The 17,693-nt window shown below is 41.3% G+C and carries 14 protein-coding genes; 7 read left to right on the forward strand and 7 right to left on the reverse strand.

The features are described 5' to 3' along the window. Nucleotides 1-104 precede the first annotated feature (104 nt). From BM192_RS10340 to BM192_RS10350, 3 genes are all read left to right on the forward strand, one after another. Nucleotides 105-3,263, forward strand: coding sequence for a TonB-dependent receptor (locus BM192_RS10340; protein ID WP_037439907.1), 3,159 nt, complete (start codon nucleotides 105-107; stop codon nucleotides 3,261-3,263). A gap of 37 nt (nucleotides 3,264-3,300) precedes the next feature. After that, on the forward strand, nucleotides 3,301-4,644 hold the full coding sequence (locus tag BM192_RS10345; RefSeq protein ID WP_037439909.1) for an alkaline phosphatase family protein: 1,344 nt from the start codon (nucleotides 3,301-3,303) through the stop codon (nucleotides 4,642-4,644). A 458-nt stretch (nucleotides 4,645-5,102) separates the two neighbouring features. Beyond that, a complete protein-coding gene (locus BM192_RS10350) occupies nucleotides 5,103-6,251 on the forward strand; it encodes an aldo/keto reductase (protein ID WP_081857491.1) in 1,149 nt (382 codons plus the stop codon). A 75-nt stretch (nucleotides 6,252-6,326) separates the two neighbouring features. On the opposite strand, the gene BM192_RS10355 is transcribed toward BM192_RS10350, so the two are convergent. The 6 genes from BM192_RS10355 to BM192_RS10380 all read right to left on the reverse strand — a co-directional run bounded on the left by BM192_RS10355 (nucleotide 6,327) and on the right by BM192_RS10380 (nucleotide 12,952). Next, nucleotides 6,327-7,208 (reverse strand): bifunctional 5,10-methylenetetrahydrofolate dehydrogenase/5,10-methenyltetrahydrofolate cyclohydrolase, encoded by an 882-nt coding sequence (locus tag BM192_RS10355; protein WP_037439912.1) that lies wholly within the window; start codon nucleotides 7,206-7,208, stop codon nucleotides 6,327-6,329. Nucleotides 7,209-7,236: 28 nt separating this feature from the next. Next, nucleotides 7,237-9,024, reverse strand: a complete 1,788-nt coding sequence (gene lepA / locus BM192_RS10360) for a translation elongation factor 4 (RefSeq protein WP_037439913.1) — start codon at nucleotides 9,022-9,024, stop codon at nucleotides 7,237-7,239. A gap of 30 nt (nucleotides 9,025-9,054) precedes the next feature. Beyond that, nucleotides 9,055-9,807, reverse strand: coding sequence for a copper homeostasis protein CutC (locus BM192_RS10365; protein ID WP_037439916.1), 753 nt, complete (start codon nucleotides 9,805-9,807; stop codon nucleotides 9,055-9,057). A gap of 10 nt (nucleotides 9,808-9,817) precedes the next feature. Beyond that, nucleotides 9,818-10,852, reverse strand: coding sequence for a glycosylasparaginase (locus BM192_RS10370; protein WP_074963976.1), 1,035 nt, complete (start codon nucleotides 10,850-10,852; stop codon nucleotides 9,818-9,820). Between the two features lie 110 nt (nucleotides 10,853-10,962). Then, entirely contained in the window at nucleotides 10,963-11,769 is an 807-nt protein-coding gene (locus tag BM192_RS10375) for a nitrilase family protein (RefSeq protein WP_037439918.1), read from the reverse strand. A 37-nt stretch (nucleotides 11,770-11,806) separates the two neighbouring features. Then, nucleotides 11,807-12,952 carry a methionine aminotransferase gene (locus BM192_RS10380; protein WP_037439920.1) on the reverse strand — a complete coding sequence of 382 codons (1,146 nt, stop codon included), beginning with the start codon at nucleotides 12,950-12,952 and terminating at the stop codon, nucleotides 11,807-11,809. A gap of 71 nt (nucleotides 12,953-13,023) precedes the next feature. Here BM192_RS10380 and BM192_RS10385 point away from each other — a divergent pair, with 71 nt between their 5' ends. The 4 genes from BM192_RS10385 (at nucleotide 13,024) to BM192_RS10400 (ending at nucleotide 15,296) form a co-directional block, all read left to right on the forward strand. Beyond that, nucleotides 13,024-13,794 (forward strand): queuosine precursor transporter, encoded by a 771-nt coding sequence (locus BM192_RS10385; RefSeq protein ID WP_074963992.1) that lies wholly within the window; start codon nucleotides 13,024-13,026, stop codon nucleotides 13,792-13,794. Between the two features lie 70 nt (nucleotides 13,795-13,864). Continuing rightward, nucleotides 13,865-14,107, forward strand: coding sequence for a hypothetical protein (locus BM192_RS10390; protein WP_037439922.1), 243 nt, complete (start codon nucleotides 13,865-13,867; stop codon nucleotides 14,105-14,107). Nucleotides 14,108-14,179: 72 nt separating this feature from the next. Continuing rightward, nucleotides 14,180-14,488 (forward strand): RNA recognition motif domain-containing protein, encoded by a 309-nt coding sequence (locus tag BM192_RS10395; protein WP_037439924.1) that lies wholly within the window; start codon nucleotides 14,180-14,182, stop codon nucleotides 14,486-14,488. Nucleotides 14,489-14,600: 112 nt separating this feature from the next. Further along, the gene (locus BM192_RS10400) at nucleotides 14,601-15,296 is read left to right on the forward strand and encodes a lysoplasmalogenase family protein (protein ID WP_037439926.1); all 696 of its coding nucleotides are present in this window, start codon (nucleotides 14,601-14,603) and stop codon (nucleotides 15,294-15,296) included. A gap of 3 nt (nucleotides 15,297-15,299) precedes the next feature. Here BM192_RS10400 and pbpC read toward each other — a convergent pair whose 3' ends face one another. Next, nucleotides 15,300-17,693 (reverse strand): penicillin-binding protein 1C, encoded by a 2,394-nt coding sequence (gene pbpC, locus BM192_RS10405; RefSeq protein WP_074963977.1) that lies wholly within the window; start codon nucleotides 17,691-17,693, stop codon nucleotides 15,300-15,302.

Here is a 17,693-nt window from a genome sequence, read left to right on the forward strand (position 1 = left end):
AAATGCCATTTTCCCTGCTTTTTTAAGGGACAGGGGAAACTATGTCTTGACCAGATTAAACTCAATTCCTATAAACACAAACCAAACACAAATTAAAAACAAAGATGACTAAATTAATTACCAGACTTTTGACCTGTTGTATGCTCCTTTTCTGCACCGGCACAGGTCTGTTTGCGCAGGGTAACCAGGCTATTATTATTGGAAAAGTGCTCGATGAAAACTCCAAACCGCTTATCGGCGCCAGTGTAAAAGTTAAAAATGAATCTACTGGTTTCTCCACCGGAACGATGACTAATGAAAAAGGGGATTTCATAATTAAGCAATTACCTCTTGGATCACCTTATTCTATTGCTGTAAATTACATCGGTTATGGCGAACAAAAGAAAACCGGTTATGCGTTAAACCTCGGTGATCAGTTAGAAATAAATTTCAAGATGGAAGGCAATGCTACTGAAATGAAGGCTGTAGAAGTTGTCGCAAATTCGTTAAAGAATACGGTTAAAACTTTGGGTTCTTCTACTCCGATAACTGCGAAAGATATCGCGAAGCTCCCGGTGAACGGTAGGAATTTTACTTCATTAATTGATCTTTCTCCCTTGAGTAATGGAAGCAGTTTAGGCGGTCAGTTGGCCTCTTCGACAAATTACACAATTGATGGTATGACTTCAAGAGGCACGATTGCAGGTGGATCTACCGGTAGTGCATATTCTATTTCAATGGAAGCTATACGTGAATTTAAAGTCGTAACAAATGAGTATGATGTGACGAATGGCAGAGCGGGTGGGGGTACAATCAGTACGGTTACAAAATCAGGTACGAACCAGCTGTCAGGAAGTGCTTTCACCTTTATGCGTAATGATCAGTTATCCAGCCCGTATGATTTAAGGGGTAATAAAAGAACCCAGGATTTTTCTACCTATCAATATGGGTTTTCACTGGGTGGCCCAATTGTTAAAGATCGTGCTCACTTTTTTGTAGCATGGGATCACCAGGCGGATTCAAGACCTTTGAATATTGCTAATATTCAATCGTCTGCAGACGAAGCTGCTTATAAAGTTACGCAGGCGACACTTGATAAATTTTCGGAGATCGGAAGATCAAAATACGGGTTAAGTAACAATCCTCAATTTGGTTCATTCGGTAAGAAAAAAGGTACTGACGCTCTATTTGCGAGGGTAGATTGGCAGTTGGATTCAAGAAACCTCTTGACTATCAGAGATAACTTTGTTCATGAAATGGATAATCAGTCTGAAGGAGATAACTCAGGTATAAATCTTTACGAAGTTTATATTAACCGTAAAAAGACAGATAACAGTTTAATGGCATCACTACGCTCAGTATTGAGTCCTAAGTTGACTAATGAATTGAAATTACAGCACTTTTTTGAGAACGTAGAAGTATTACCGAATTCAGAATTACCTTCCGCAAGTATACCGCGTGCAATTGTTGAGAATGTGGAATCTGTCGCAGGTGAAAATACCTATTTCAATTCAATTCAACTCGGCGGACAGCGGTTTGCGCCGGAGTGGTTCAAGAGTAACGTGGTACAGTTAGTCAACAACTTATATTATAACACAGAAAAAATCAATTTCACTTTCGGTGTCGACCTGATGTATAATACAATGCATTCCCGATATGGCAGTGAAATGAACGGACGTTTCTATTTTACCGGAATGGATAACTTTAACAACCTTACCCCTTACCGTTATGCCAGAGAGATCAATATTGTAGATGACCCTAGTACTCGCGTTAATTCACTCAGTTCGGGCTTATACGCACAGATGGAAACTAAACTTGCCCCGGGTCTGGATATGATGGCGGGTCTTCGTCTTGACAATACACAATATCTAAACAAAGCAAACTTTAATCAGTTAGTAAACGACAAATTAGGTATACGTACAGACAATAGTATCAATACATTACAATTCCAGCCAAGAGTTCAGTTTACATGGGATATCAATGAGCAGAAAAAAGATATCATCCGTTTTGGTGGTGGTCTTTTCGGATCGAATCTTAATCCTTATTCGATGATCAACAATATGTTGTTTGATGGTTCAAGAGTGGCATCTGTAGATATTCAGGGTGCATTGGTACCTACGCCTAATTTTCCTGGTTACAGGCAAGACCCCTCTACAGCTCCGGGAACAGAATTATTTGATATCAAAGGTGTAGAAAAACTAATTACAATAAACACTAACAGTCCGGATGCTAAAGTTCCGAAAATCTATAAAACGAACTTCTCTTATAACCATTTTTTTAGTGACCGTTTAAGGGTTGGTATCAGCGGTTATGCTTCTTGGGCGCGTAATAACTATATGTACATAGATCGTAACATGGTTGATAAACCTTATTTTACGATCGAGGCGGAAGCAAACAGGGGAGTCTATGTACCAGCATCCAGTATTAATACAAAGAATGGAGCGACGAACTGGATCAATGGCCGTAAAACTAATGAAGTTGGCCGTGTACTTGAGCTAGTGAGTGACGGTAAGAAGAATCAGTATGCAGTTGTAGTTGACGGTACCTACCGTTATTTTAAAGATGGCCAGGTATCGTTCTCTTACACCTGGAATGACTCAAAGGATAATACATCGTATAACGGTAACGTAGCTAATACAGCAACCTTAGATCAAATGGTATTAGACGATCCGCGTGATTTGAGTAAAATGAGCTACGCAAATAACCAGTTCCGTCATAAGGCTGTATTCTACGGTACAGCGCCAAGTGTATGGGGAGTAACTTTCGGTTTACGTTTCTCCGGGATTTCAGGAACAAGATATTCAATGGCTGTGAGCGGTAACGTGAATGGAGATTTTGTTTCCTCTAATGACCTTGCATATATTTATAATCCAGCTGATTCCAGAACACCGGAGTATTTGCGTGCAGGGATACAGTCAATTCTGGATAACCCCGATGCAAAGCAGAGTGTAAAAGATTATATCAATAACAATCTGGGTAAGGTTGCGGAACGTAACGGTGGCGTAAACGGTTTTTATGGCGTATTCGACATTCGTCTGGCGAAGCGTTTTAAAATTGAGAAAAGTCATGGACTTGAAGTTTCTGTAGATATCTTCAATTTCGCTAATTTACTGAAGAAAGACTGGGGCGTTGGAAGTGATTTGGGGAAACAGAACTTGTACTCTATTAAAAGCTTTGACGCTGCTAAAAAGGAATACGTATATAATGTGAATAAAGGAACAGGGGTGTCTAACTTAAATGGAAATCCTTATCAGATCCAATTAGGTTTAAGGTATGCATTCTAATTCTAAAAGCCTGCTCCACATTTAATTTCTGTATGTTATGAAAAAGATATTCGTTTTTGCACTGGCTTTACTAAGTTATCACACAATAAAAGCGCAAGATTCACATGTTATTCTAATTAGTGTCGACGGTCTGCGTCCGGAGTTCTATAAAGATGCTTCTTGGTCGATGGTGAATTTGAGGCAGGCTATGGAAAATGGCGCGTATGCAGATGGTGTTACAGGGGTTTTTCCCTCTGTAACCTATCCTTCGCATACAACAATGATCAGCGGGGTAAAGCCGATTAAACATGGCGTGTATTATAATACACCGGCAGAACCACTAGGAGTGACCGGGAAATGGAACTGGTCTTACGAGAATATTAAAGTACCTACAATATTCAGTTTGGCAAAAGCAAAAGGACTAAAGACTGCATCTATTTTCTGGCCGGTATCGGTTGGGGGGCCTGCAACTTATAATATTCCCGAATACTGGTATTTACCGGATACAAAAGGCGGTGTCAGAAACATGATCAAAGCATTGCGCGAAAATGCAAGTCCTCAGGGATTTTATGAAGAGCTTGAGCAAAATGCAGTTGGTAGACTCGACGAAGTTGATTTTGACGGAGACTATTTGAGTATTGATGAGAACCTAGCGAGAATGAGCAGTTATGTGATCAGGAAGTATAAACCATCGTTCCTGGCAGTACACCTTGTTGCAGTTGACCACTTTGAACATGAACAGGGCCGAGATGGTGATAAAGTCAGGGCAGCCGTTGCGGGTGCAGATAGCCGGATTAAAACTATTCTTGAAGCAATCGACAAAGCCGGGATTAAGGATAATACAACTGTGATTGTTACGGGTGATCATGGCTTCGTGGATATCCATACTTCAATTTCGCCAAATACATTGCTAACTACCGCAGGACTATATGACCCGGCGTACAAAGAGAACTGGAAAGCCTATTTTCATGCTTCGGGCGGCTCTTCATTTCTTCATCTAAAGAACAAAAATGACCAGAAAACGCTGGATCAGGTTAAGCAATTGTTGAGTAAACTTCCGGCAGCACAACGTCATATGTTCGAAATAAAGGATAGAGCTGCCTTGGATGAAGTTGGTGCCGATCCAAACGCTGTACTTGCGCTCGCACCAAATCAAGGTTTCACTTTCGGTAATGATGCCGTTGGCAACCTGCTTCGCCCTGCTTCCGGCGGTACTCACGGATTCTTTCCTGATTTTAAAGAGATTCAGACTGGTTTTGTAGTTTTCGGAAAAGGAATAAAGAAAGGTGTAGTGGTTCCTGAAATGGGGCTTACGGATATTGCGCCCCTAATTTCGAATTTACTCCAACTTGATTTACGTGATACAGAAGGGAGCCTTTTTCCAGGCCTGCTGATTAAATAGAAGTTTAGCGGTCTGAACAGATCGGTGTATTTTAACTGTAGAGGCCCCGCGTCCAGAACATGCGGGGCCTTTTTATGCGTTTTAACTGACCAGTGGATACAGCGTTTTATTATTATTTAATGCGCTTTATTGGGCGATCGTGTTGATCATTGAAACCTTCTCCATGTCATTATTTTTTATCTCTTCAGATATAGCATATCTGGGATTGTAGGCTTACTGTTACTATACGATCAGTAATAATGGTATACATTCCAGTAATTCATATAATTATCAATTGCAAGGTAGACCTGACCTTTGTATTAGTGCGGGATTAATGATAGTGTTATGAAATATAGAAAATTAAGTAATAGCAGACTGGAAGTTTCCGCATTGGGTATGGCACCGGTTAAATGAAAATATTGGTGCTGTAGCGCTTTGCTTAATTTAAATCGTAATCAATATTAAAACAATCGACAGACATGGAAGTAAGAGACAGCAACAGACAAAACATTTCCCCATCGTCAGACCGGCGGAACTTCCTGAAAAATGGAATAACTCTTGGAGCAATATTAATTGCAGGACCTACATTAGCAAGTGGGGCCCCGATTACTACGACTTCATTTAACTCTCCCTCCCCCGGAAAAAGAATATTGGGATCAGGAAAAAATAGTTTGGAAGTCTCTTCGCTGGGCCTGGGGTGTATGGGAATGAGTTACCACCGTAGTTTTATTCCCGATAAAAAGGTGATGATAGCTTTAATTCGTCGCGCAAAGGATCTTGGAGTTAGCTTTTTTGACACTGCAGAAGCGTATGGTCCTTTAGTTAACGAGGAGCTGGTTGGCGAAGCACTGCGGCCTTTCAGGAAGGAGATTGTTCTGGCTACCAAATTCGGATTTAAAGAAGGTAAGACAACATTAGGACTGGACAGCCGCCCGCAGAATATCAGAAAAGTCGTCGAGCAATCACTTAAAAGACTGAATACAGATTACATTGATCTGCTTTATCAGCACCGAGTTGATCCAAATATTCCTATTGAAGACGTCGCCGGAACTGTAAAAGACTTGATAAGCGAAGGCAAAGTAATGCATTTCGGGATGAGCGAAGCTAACAGCGAAACTATTCGAAAGGCACATGCTGTCCAACCAATAACAGCGCTACAAAGTGAATATTCTCTGGTAACCCGCCAACCTGAATATGATGTCATAAAAGTCTGTGAAGAACTTGGTATCGGCTTTGTTCCATATAGTCCGCTAAGCCGTGGCCTGATAACCGGATATATCAACGAGCGTACGACATATATAGCAAGTAATGATAATAGAGCATCACTGCCTAGATATCAACCTGAAGCTATTATAGCTAACTGGCCTTTAATAGATATTTTAAAAGAATTTGGTGATCAATGCGGGCTGACAGTAGCGCAGGTGGCACTAGCATGGTTATTGGCACAAAAACCATTTATTGTACCGATTCCCGGGACTACTAAGCTGGCGCATTTACAGGAAAATATGTGGGCTGCCGACTTCAAGTTCGACGCACAGGAATTGCAGGAAATTACTAATAAGTTGTCTAAAGTGAAAATTGTAGGTGACCGGTATATCGGTACTCAGGCGCAACAAACACACAAATAGCGTGTTTAGATTCCAATGTAAATAAGTATATAAAAGCCCCGTATACGGGGCTTTTATATATATTGAAAAAACTTTTTATTGATAGATTTCTTTTCTCGCCGAAGCCAAGGTGTTCTTTAATAGCCCGACTATAGTCATTAAGCCTACGCCACCCGGTACTGGTGTAATCCAGGAAGCTTTTGGAGCTACATTTTCAAAATCAACATCGCCAAATAATTTAAAACCTGACTTAGTCGTTTCAGAAGTTTCTCTGTTAATACCAACATCGATAATGATCGCACCAGGTTTAACCATATCGGCAGTAACAAAATTCTTCCTGCCAATTGCTGCGATAATGATATCACCCTGCAAAGCAATCTCTTTGAGATTGGTAGTTTTACTATGCGTCAGCGTAACCGTACAATTGCCTGGATTTGCGTTTCTGGCCATCAATATACTCATCGGGCTTCCAACTATATTGCTACGTCCTACAACTACGCAATGTTTTCCTGCAGTATCAATTCCATAAGCCTGTAACAATAATAGAATGCCGTAAGGAGTTGCGGGAATAAAGCATGGAAGATTACGCATCATGCGCCCAAGGTTAACCGGGTGAAAGCCATCTACATCTTTTCTATAATCGATAGCCGCGGTTACTTTTTCTGGGTCGATATGTGCTGGAAGTGGTAGTTGAACTATCAGACCGTCTATAGACTCATCCTGATTGATTTCTTCTACTTTCGCCAGCAATTCGGCTTCAGTAACTGTATTATCGAAATGAACGAGAGAAGATTTAAAACCCACTTTGGCACAATTCTTCATCTTACTGGCTACATATGTTTCACTGCCGCCATCGTTACCAACTAGAATTGCCATCAAATGCGGCTGTCTGCCGGTACTTTCAAGAAATTCAGCAGCTTCTACTGCTATTTCCTCTTTAATCTTTTCCGATGCGAATTTTCCGTCCAGTAACTGCATATCTAAGCTTTAATATATTTTTGAAAAATTAATCTAATTTAAGTACTGCCATAAATGCAGTTTGCGGGATTTCCACATTACCAACCTGACGCATACGTTTTTTACCTTTTTTCTGTTTTTCAAGTAATTTACGTTTACGGGAAATATCACCACCATAACATTTAGCCGTTACATCTTTACGTAAAGCTTTAACTGTCTCACGGGCAATGATTTTTGCACCAATGGAAGCTTGAATGATTATCTCAAACTGTTGGCGGGGAATCAGTTCTCTTAATTTCTCGCAAATTCTTTTACCGAAATCATAAGAATTACTACGGTGAATTAAGGAAGAAAGTGCATCTACAGGTTCAGCATTTAAAAGAATGTCCAGTCTGACTAAATCAGATTTACGGTAACCAATCTGGTGGTAGTCAAAAGATGCGTAACCTTTAGAGATAGTTTTTAACCTGTCATAGAAATCGAATACGATTTCTCCCATTGGAATTTCAAAAACCAGCTCCACGCGATCTGAAGTAAGATAACTCTGGTTCACAATAATACCTCTTTTCTGAATACAAAGCGACATCACAGGACCGACGAATTCAGATTTTGTTATGATGTTCGCTTTGATATAAGGCTCTTCTACATACTCAAGTTTACTTGGATCAGGCAGGTCAGAAGGGTTATTAACCACGATCAACTCATTTTTGGTGGTCATAGCCTGGTAAGATACGTTGGGTACAGTAGTAATTACTGTCATATCAAACTCGCGCTCAAGACGTTCCTGGATAATTTCCATGTGCAGCATTCCAAGGAATCCACAACGGAAACCAAAACCCAGAGCAGCTGAAGATTCCGGTTCAAATACGATCGAAGCATCGTTTAGCTGCAGTTTGTGCATCGCTTCCCTGAGTTCTTCGAATTCATCCGTATCTACTGGATAAATACCGGCAAATACCATTGGTTTAACCTCTTCAAAACCTTTGATAGGTTCTGAGCTTGGACGGTCTTTATGGGTAATCGTATCTCCGACTTTTACTTCACGAGCTTCTTTAATACCCGAAATTATATATCCCACGTCACCGGTTTTGATGACATCTTTTGGAGTTTGTTTTAACTTAAGTGTACCTACTTCTTCAGCAATATATTCTTTTGCAGTTGCCACAAATTTAACTTTATCGCCTTTACGGATTTCACCGTTTAATACTTTAAAATAAGCGACAATACCGCGGAACGAATTAAACTGCGAATCAAAGATTAGCGCCTGTAATTCTCCTTCAGGATTTCCTTTTGGTGCTGGAACCCTGGCTACAATTGCTTTCAAAATATCATGAACACCCTGACCTGTCTTACCGGATGCAGGTATGATATCTTCGCGTTTACAGCCAATCAATTCGATAATCTGGTCTTTAACCTCCTCCGGCATTGCGCCTGGCAAATCCATTTTGTTCAGGATTGGAATAATTTCCAGATCGTGTTCTAATGCAAGATAAAGATTTGAAATAGTTTGCGCCTGAATACCTTGAGAAGCATCTACGATCAATAATGCACCTTCGCAGGCAGCAATTGAACGGGAAACTTCATAAGAAAAATCGACGTGTCCCGGGGTGTCAATTAGGTTGAGGATATAAGGTTGTCCATCTTCCACATAGTCCATCTGGATAGCATGGCTTTTGATTGTTATGCCTCTTTCTCTCTCTAAATCCATGTCATCCAGTAACTGGGCCTGTGATTCCCGTTGGGTGATTGTATTAGTATATTCTAATAAACGGTCGGCCAAAGTGCTCTTACCGTGGTCAATATGTGCAATTATGCAGAAATTACGTATGTGCTTCATCAGTGCCGCAAATATAGAATATTAGCTTGATTATTTCGTATGGTTTGCCAGTTCGAGTAATTTTTCGACTAGCTGGGGGTCGGTCATAGACCCGCTGTATTCATCTGCAGGACCTCCCATTTGGAGTGCAGTATTTCTGAACTGCATCTGACTGACAGTATTTCCGCGAGCGGAGGCATGGAACTCTCTTGCACCTGTTTTTTCTATTATACCCCTGATGTTGTCTGAGTTGATACCAGCTCCAGGCATTATGGAAATGCGGCCTGCAGCCTGTGCATTCAATGTTTTAAGTCGATCCGAACCATCATCTGCCGAAGCCTTGCCTCCGGAAGTCAATACACGTATAAAACCTAGCTCTATTAAATCTTCCAGGGCCTGCTCCATGTTCCTTGTCATATCAAAAGCTCTGTGAAATGCCATTTTCATAGGACCCGCCAGTTCAATCAATTCTGCGCAACGTTTTTTATCGACATCTCCTTTTGCTGTTAATATTCCAGTTACAATCCCCGCACAGTTTAATGCTCTGCAGTTGATTATATCAGACTTCATAATTTCAAATTCCAGTTCTGAATAAAGAAAGTCACCACCTCTGGGACGGATAATAGGGTATACGTCTATGTCAAGATATTTTGCAGCGGCTGCAATTTCACCATAGGAGGGCGTTGTACCGCCTTCTGTGAGGCTTGCACAGAGTTCCACACGGATTGCGCCACCTTGTTGGGCCATCAGCGCAGAGTGTACGCCGTTTGCACAAACTTCCATTTGTACGTTCCTGTTTTCCATAAATGTCGGTTTAGTAATAACTTTTTCCTGGGATTAATATATCCTGTTTTTGCTGGTTGCATACCGCGAAGCTAAATCCCTTTTGGATAGCGTAGGCTCCATATTCCCCTTTCTTATTGAGAGCCAGAAACCCAACCTGTATTTCTTTAGCCGTCTGCGGTTTCTTTTTAATGATACGCATAACGGCTTCTTTACAGGCTTCTTCCGGCGGATAACCCTGACGCATTAGCTCTACCACCAGAAAGCTGCCTACATTCCGTATCACTTCTTCTCCGACACCAGTTGAAGTTGCCCCACCGATTTCGTTATCTACAAAAAGACCGGCTCCGATAATAGGGCTGTCACCGATACGACCATGTAATTTATAAGCCATCCCACTTGTAGTGCAAGCCCCCGATAAATTGCCTTTTGCATCCAGCGCAAGCATACCGATTGTATCGTGATTATATTGATTGCCTGGTAATCGTTGCGGTGCGGCCTTGCCGTAAGACTTATTTTCAATATTCATGACGGGGCTGTATTTTGCAGTAACGAGCCACTCTTTCCATGCTTTTTCTGCTTCCGGGGTTAATAGGTTGATTTTTTTAAAACCATTTTCCAATGCAAATTGCAAAGCTCCATCTCCCGCCAGCATTACGTGAGGTGTGTTTTCCATTACTTTTCTGGCTACAGAAATCGGGTGCATGATATGTTCCAGCGCTGCGACTGAACCGCAGTTTCCGAATTCATCCATAATACAGGCATCCAATGTGACTCTCCCGTCACGGTCAGGTAGGCCGCCATAACCTACAGTTTGGTTTTTTACGTCTGCTTCGGGTACCCACACACCTTGCTCCACTGCATCCAGCGCCCGTCCGCCAATTGAAAGTATTTTCCATGCAGCTTGGTTGGCCGCAATACCGAAATCCCAGGTGGAAATAACGACAGGAAGGTTAGCTACAAGAGTGGATTTGGTTGGTAAAAGAGCTGCCGCGGCACTGTTTTTTACGCTTAGCATGGCGGAGGTGAAAGCAGTATATTGTAAAAATTTTCTTCGGTTAAGCATAGGGTTTGTTTAGAAGAAGCAAAATGCAAATTTTTTATGATGCTGTATGCAGGAACAAAAAAAATCCGGATGTTAGCCGGATTCAATGCATTATTATGAAGTTACGATTCTTAACTTAAGCTGAAGTTGTCACCGTCTTTTAGAAACGGGAAACTTCTGCGTACTTTTATGAGTTCTTCGTAACTGATACCGAAAGTATAAAGATCTTCATCCTCAGGTTTGTAGTAAATAGTATTCCCATAGGCTTCGATACACATAGAGTGCCCGCTGTGATAGACTTCGTTGCCGTCGTGGCCAACTCTATTCACTGCTACCACGTAACTTTGATTCTCAATGGCTCTTGCAGGTATCAGTGTTTTCCAATGCGAAATACGTTTATCAGGCCAACTGGCAATGATGAGTAAAATATCATAAGCCTCTTCTTCTTTATTCCGGAGAAATACAGGGAACCTGAGGTCATAACAGATTGCTAATCTTATCTTCCAGCCCTTAAGTTCAACAGTAACTCGTTTTGTACCCGCAGTATAGGTTTTGTCTTCTTCTCCCATACCGAACAGGTGTTGTTTGTCATAATGCTCATGTGTGCCGTCAGGAAGCATCCAGATCATCCGGTTATAAAAGTTATTGTTTTCATGGATAATCAGGCTTCCGGTAATAACACAGTCGTATTTTTTAGCAGCTTCAGCCATCCAGCGCATTGTTTTACCGCCCATTTCTTCAGCCAGGGCAGATGCGTTCATGCTAAAACCTGTATTAAACATTTCTGGCAGAACTATCAGATCTGTCTTTTCTTTGACCCCCATAGAGAGGCGCAGGCCAATATTCTGCAGGTTTTTATCGATATTTTCCCAGAATAGATAAGCCTGAAATATGGTGATCTTTAAATTATTGATACTGAGATATTTTGGACTTTCCATAGGATGATCAAATAGGTGCTATTATATTGGAGCCAGTTTATAATTTCATTAGTCTTTCAACGGATTTTTCGAGCGTATCTTGTTTCTTTGCAAAACAAAAGCGCAGTACACGGTGATCAGTATTTCTGGTGTAAAAGGCCGATACGGGTATTGAAGCTACCCCGAAATCTGTGATCAGGCGTTTAGCCATCACCGTGTCGTCTTCTTCGCTGAAATGTTCATAACTTACACATTGGAAATAAGAACCTTTACAAGGTAGTAATTTAAACTTGGTTTCTGCGAGCAAGGAGCGGAACAAATCACGTTTCTGCTGAAAGAAGCTACTTAGATTCAGATATGTTTCTGGATTTTTTAAATAGTTGGCAATGCCAATCTGCATTGGGGTATTCACGCTAAAAACATTAAACTGATGGACTTTTCTGAATTCTTTCATGAGATACTCAGGAGCGAGGCAGTAGCCTGTTTTCCAGCCAGTAGCATGAAGTAACTTGCCGAAAGAGGCAATAATAATGGCCCGTTCGCGTAATTCAGGATATATCGCCAGCGATCTGTGCTGCTCCCCGTCATAGATCAGGTGCTCATAGACCTCATCGCTTAGAATTAGAACATCTGTGTTTTTAGTCAGTTTAATTAACGCCTGGATATCCGTTTCAGTCAGAATCTTACCGGTCGGATTATGTGGACTGTTCAGAATAATCATTTTGGTGCTGGCAGTAAATAGTTTTTTAACCATTTCCCAATCGATATCATATTCCGGGGGTGCCATTTCATAAGATTTGACTAGCCCACCCAGCATCCTGACGGTTGGCGCATAGCTATCATAGGCTGGTTCAAAAATTATAACCTCATCACCAGCGTTAATGCAGGCAGATAACGTACTGAAAATTGCTTCTGTTCCACCCGCTGTAATTGTCACTTCCTTATCGGCATGGTAATCTGAACCATATAATGTATTGACTTTTTCTGCTACCCATTCCCTTAGTGCGGGCGCCCCGGTCATTGGTGCATATTGATTATGTCCGTTTTGCATAGCCTGTGCAACAAAATTGATCAATTTTGGATCACATTCATAATCAGGAAATCCTTGCGAGAGGTTAATTGCCTGATGTTCTGTTGCTAACTGGGACATTACAGTGAATATACTATCAGATGTTCCCGGAAGTTTAGAGTATGTTGCTATCATGTTCCGGCGAAATTATAAAATATTTCAGTTTGGGAGAGAATAAGATTAATTTAATGATCTCAAAACATATAATGACTTTTAAATCGAAAGAGAGCAGATTGCTGCTGATTCTAGGATGTTTTTTTGTTGCCAACACGGTACTGGCAGAATTCATTGGCGTTAAGATCTTCAGTGTAGAGGGATCATTGGGAATCAGTCGATTCAATATTAATTTACTTGGTGTACCGAATTTATCATTTAATATGTCAGCAGGCGTGTTGACATGGCCGCTTATTTTCATCATGACAGATATTATTAATGAGTACTTCGGGCTCAAACAGGTCCGCTTTTTATCTGTTTTAACCGCGCTGCTTATTGCGTATGCTTTTTTGATAATCTGGGGTGCTATGCATCTTCAGTCTTCAGATTTTTGGGTTAATCAGAAAATAAATGGTCAAAATCTCAACATGAATAATGCTTTCTCCGGTATTTTCGGTCAGGGAATGTGGATTATTGCAGGTTCAATTACCGCATTTCTAGTGGGACAGTTTGCCGACGTACTGATCTTTCATCAGATTAAAAAAATTACCGGCGAGAAATATTTGTGGCTCAGGGCTACCGGGTCCACACTTGCATCGCAGCTGATAGATAGTTTTGTGGTAATCTTCATCGCATTTTATTTAAACCCTCAATATCACTGGAGCTGGCAGATGGTTGCAGCAATCGGATTAGTTAATTATGCTTATAAATTTCTAATTGCTATTTTGATGACTCCGCTACTTTACTTCGTCCATGGTATCATCGACCGTTATCTTGGACCGGAATTGTCTTCAAAAATGATCAAACTGGCTGGGAGAGGATAATTTTTGAAACATTGACGCCTGGAACTTGTTGTGCTGATAAGCAGGTATTTAGACTTAAAATCAATGTATAATGAAAACCCTCACCTTTTATTTTGACCACCCTGTGGCTGTCAAAGTCTTCCTTAGTTGTACCTCGAATAAAGAACACAGGTACGCGATACAGTTCATTCGTAGTGATGAAACCGGTTTATTAACTATTCCCGTTCACGATGTTCCAGATGGCACTTGGCTGTTAAACATGGAATGGAGTTTTGATGAGCGGGAGTATTGTATGGAAAAAACTATAAAAATGCCTGAAGGTACCGTTTTATGATGCATTTACTTACATTATGATTGCAAATAAACGGTATGGTTTTTGTACATTTGAGGAAATTTTTAGACATTAATGAAGATATTTATTACAGGCCTTCCTTTAGAAGTTGGGGAAGATGAATTAACAGCCGTATTTGGTGATTTCGGTCAAGTAAAATCACTTAGAATTATTAAAGATCGTGAAACAGGCCAAAGCCGTGGATTCGGTTTCGTTGAGATGCCGGTTGAGGAAGAAGCTAAAGAAGCGATTAAAAGAATGAACGGTGGTGATTACAATGGTAACCGTATCAAAGTTGCTGAAGCGCAGGAAAAACCAAATACAGGTGGAAACGCTGGTGGTGGTTTTAAACGTAACAACAACAACAGAGAAAGAAGCTACTAATTAGCTTTTTTTTTTATTGCATTGAATTAAAATTTAATATAGAGAACCAGGTGATCTCAATCATCCTGGTTCTTATTCAACGCAATTGTATTGATAGCAGGTTTCTATTTCAATGGACAAAAAAACCGTTTACAGTCTGGGGTATGCACTGATTTTTTCGCTTGCACTCCTTGCTGGAATTTCAGGCTGGAATAACCTGCTGGTATTGCTGCACCCTTTGGTGTATCTATATCTCATGTTATATCTGCAGCAATGCGCCGGTCTTAAAGGGCGTTTTCATAAACGTTTGCTCAAAGGACTTATCCTAAGTTTTCTCGCAGACATACTTTTCAGGTATGCCGGAACAAATACATCCCTTTATCTTGGGGCACTCTTTAGTTTCCTTATCGCTCATCTTTATTTTATCAGCGCGTTTTACCTCGATTTTAAATCAGCCCAAGAGCTTGATAAAAAAGGAGCAAAATGGGCTATTGGTTCCAGTGCCATAGTTTTCTCGCTCTTCTACCTGCAGATCCGATCTCATCTTGGAGCTTACAGACTTCCTGTCATCGTCTATATTTTTATTGTATCATTATTACTAATGATGGCATTATTCCGCAACCGGCGTGTAAATACACAGAGTTTCAGAATGGTTCTCGCCGGCGTAATTTTTTGTGTCCTTGCCGATGCAGGTCTACTTTATGGTCACTTCACTACAGGCATTTCAAATGCGTCTACCTGGATTTTTGCACTCTATATGATCGCATTGTATCTCATTATCAGTGGCGGAGTGAGTAGAGAACTCATTTATAAACAAACGGAAGTATAATTATTACTTACGTTTTTCCTGCGGTAGTACTGTGAAATTCTGAACAAGTCTTTCTCCATTTTCATCCACAAGTGTAAGCGTATGTTTCCCGGGTGACGGAGATGTGCTTAGCTGATGGTTAAATTGCGTTTCTCCCACAAACTCCTGATCAATATGCCAGAAGATCTTTGCTTCAGGGTTGCGATGGGTCGCAGTGAAGATTACCTTACCTCTTTCCCCGTTAAATTCCAGTGGTATATATACAACTGCACCAGATTTAGGGTAGATCATATCCATGACACTATTTTGTCCTGCATCCAGACATCCTGGCATCCAGGCTGGCAGGGAGCGATAGTCACTATGTTTGATTCTATAGTAATATTCCATCGCCGGAGGGAGAATGAACCACGATTTATGTTGCATTTCAGATGGGGTAACACATAAATCCGTAACTCTGTAATTACCGGAAGGATCCAGATGAATCATTTTGTGATAAGGGCAGGGAGATGTTTTTTCGCCCGACGGTGATGTCTCCTCTATCTTTATATCGGGGCAATAAGGGCCAGCTTTAAAACCACTTTGTCTGCATATCCTGATCTGACTTAATTGATGCGCAGGTTTAACAAACCATTTTCCCGCTGGCAGAAGTTTGAATATATCAAATAGAACGGGGGCAGCCACTTCTACACCTGTTAAACCAGGACGCCCTTCTCCATCTGCGTTACCTACCCAGACACAGATTACATAATCAGGGTTAAGTCCGACAGCCCAGCCATCCCGGAAACCGAAGCTCGTTCCAGTCTTCCATGCGACTCTGCGCGAGGATGAGAATTGTTCCCATAAGCCTTCTTCACCCGGACGCATCACTTCTTCCATGGCATTAAAAGTATTCCAGATGGCTCCATTATTCAATAAATTGCTTTGCAGGAGTTCGCTTTCGCGTGGTTTTATTAATGCTTGTTGTTGATTATATACAGGCTCCTGGTAGTCATAGGGATTATATTTGCCACTATAATCGTTATAATGGTTAAGCGATCTTGCCATCCCAAGATAAATGGTTGAAAGATCCCAGGCGGTCACTTCACTGCCTCCAAGAATTAAGGAAAGGCCGTAATGATCAGCGGGTTGAGATAATGTACTGAGACCGAGTTTTTTCAGCTGATCATAGAATCTGGGATATTTGTAAGTTTGGAGCATTCTAACCGCGGGAATATTCAAAGAGCGACTCAGTGCCTGATTGGCGGGAATGGCGCCATCATAACCTAAATCGTAGTTCTGTGGGTTATAGTTCCCGATTTGAGTGGGAATATCCGGTATCAATGTTTGTGGCAACAGGTAACCCTCGGTAAGCATGCTCGCATATAATATTGGTTTCAATGTGCTTCCCGGACTCCTGGGGGCACGGATCATATCCACATGACTTTCCATTTCGGCATTATCCGGCTGGTAGATATTACCTGCATAAGCTATTACTGTTCCCTTTTTGACATCAAGAACAAGTGCAGCGATATTATTAATATCGTTGGCACGGTATCGGTTCTGATATCTTTTTAGCATCCCATTAAGCCTGATCTGCAAATCTTCCTGAAGTGTCGAATGAAGTCTGGTCGAATAATTTCCTGCACGTGAGTTGGCTGTTCTAAACCTGTTCAGCAGATGCGGCGCCTCCTGAGGCAGAGGTCTGGGTTGGGCGGGGATAGGCTCGAGCTTGGCTAAATCGGCACTGGCCCGATCTAATTTACCAGCACTTACAAGTGCGTCAAGAAGGTTGTTCCTTTTGGTGATCAGTCTTGCCGAATTTTTACCCGGGTGAACAAGGCTGGGACTATTGGGCAATACCGCAAGTGTTGCCATTTCACCCCATGAAAGTGTTTGTGGGCTTCTGCCATAATATCTCCATGCAGCGGCTTCCAGCCCGACAACATTGCTTCCAAAAGGAGCATTTGAAGCGTATAGCTGTAGGATTTCCAGTTTACTATAACTGATTTCAAGCCGTACGGCAAGGATAATTTCGTAAATTTTTTGCCAAACAGTCCGTTCTTTTCTGCGGCTTAAACGAATGGTCTGCATACTGAGCGTACTTCCTCCGCTAACTATACTTTTTGCATTGAAATTCTGTTTCATCGCCCGGCTTAGTGCCAGCAAATCTACTCCCGGATGTTGAAAGAAACGCTTATCCTCAAAAACCAGAATACAATCAGTGAATTTTTCAGGAACAGTGTCCGCTTGTGGGAAACGCCATTGCCCGTCACTGGCAATGGCGGCGCTTAAAAGGGTACCATTTGAAGCCTCCAATACGTAGGAGGTCGGTGTACGGAATAGTCTTGCAGGCAGCAACAATAAAAATGTAGCTGTCAGTAATAAGACGAATAAGTCTGCAAGTAAAAAAGGAGTTAAATAGCGGTTCTTCCCTGACAT

This window comes from Pedobacter antarcticus (assembly GCF_900112985.1).
GTDB classification, from domain to species: domain Bacteria; phylum Bacteroidota; class Bacteroidia; order Sphingobacteriales; family Sphingobacteriaceae; genus Pedobacter; species Pedobacter antarcticus.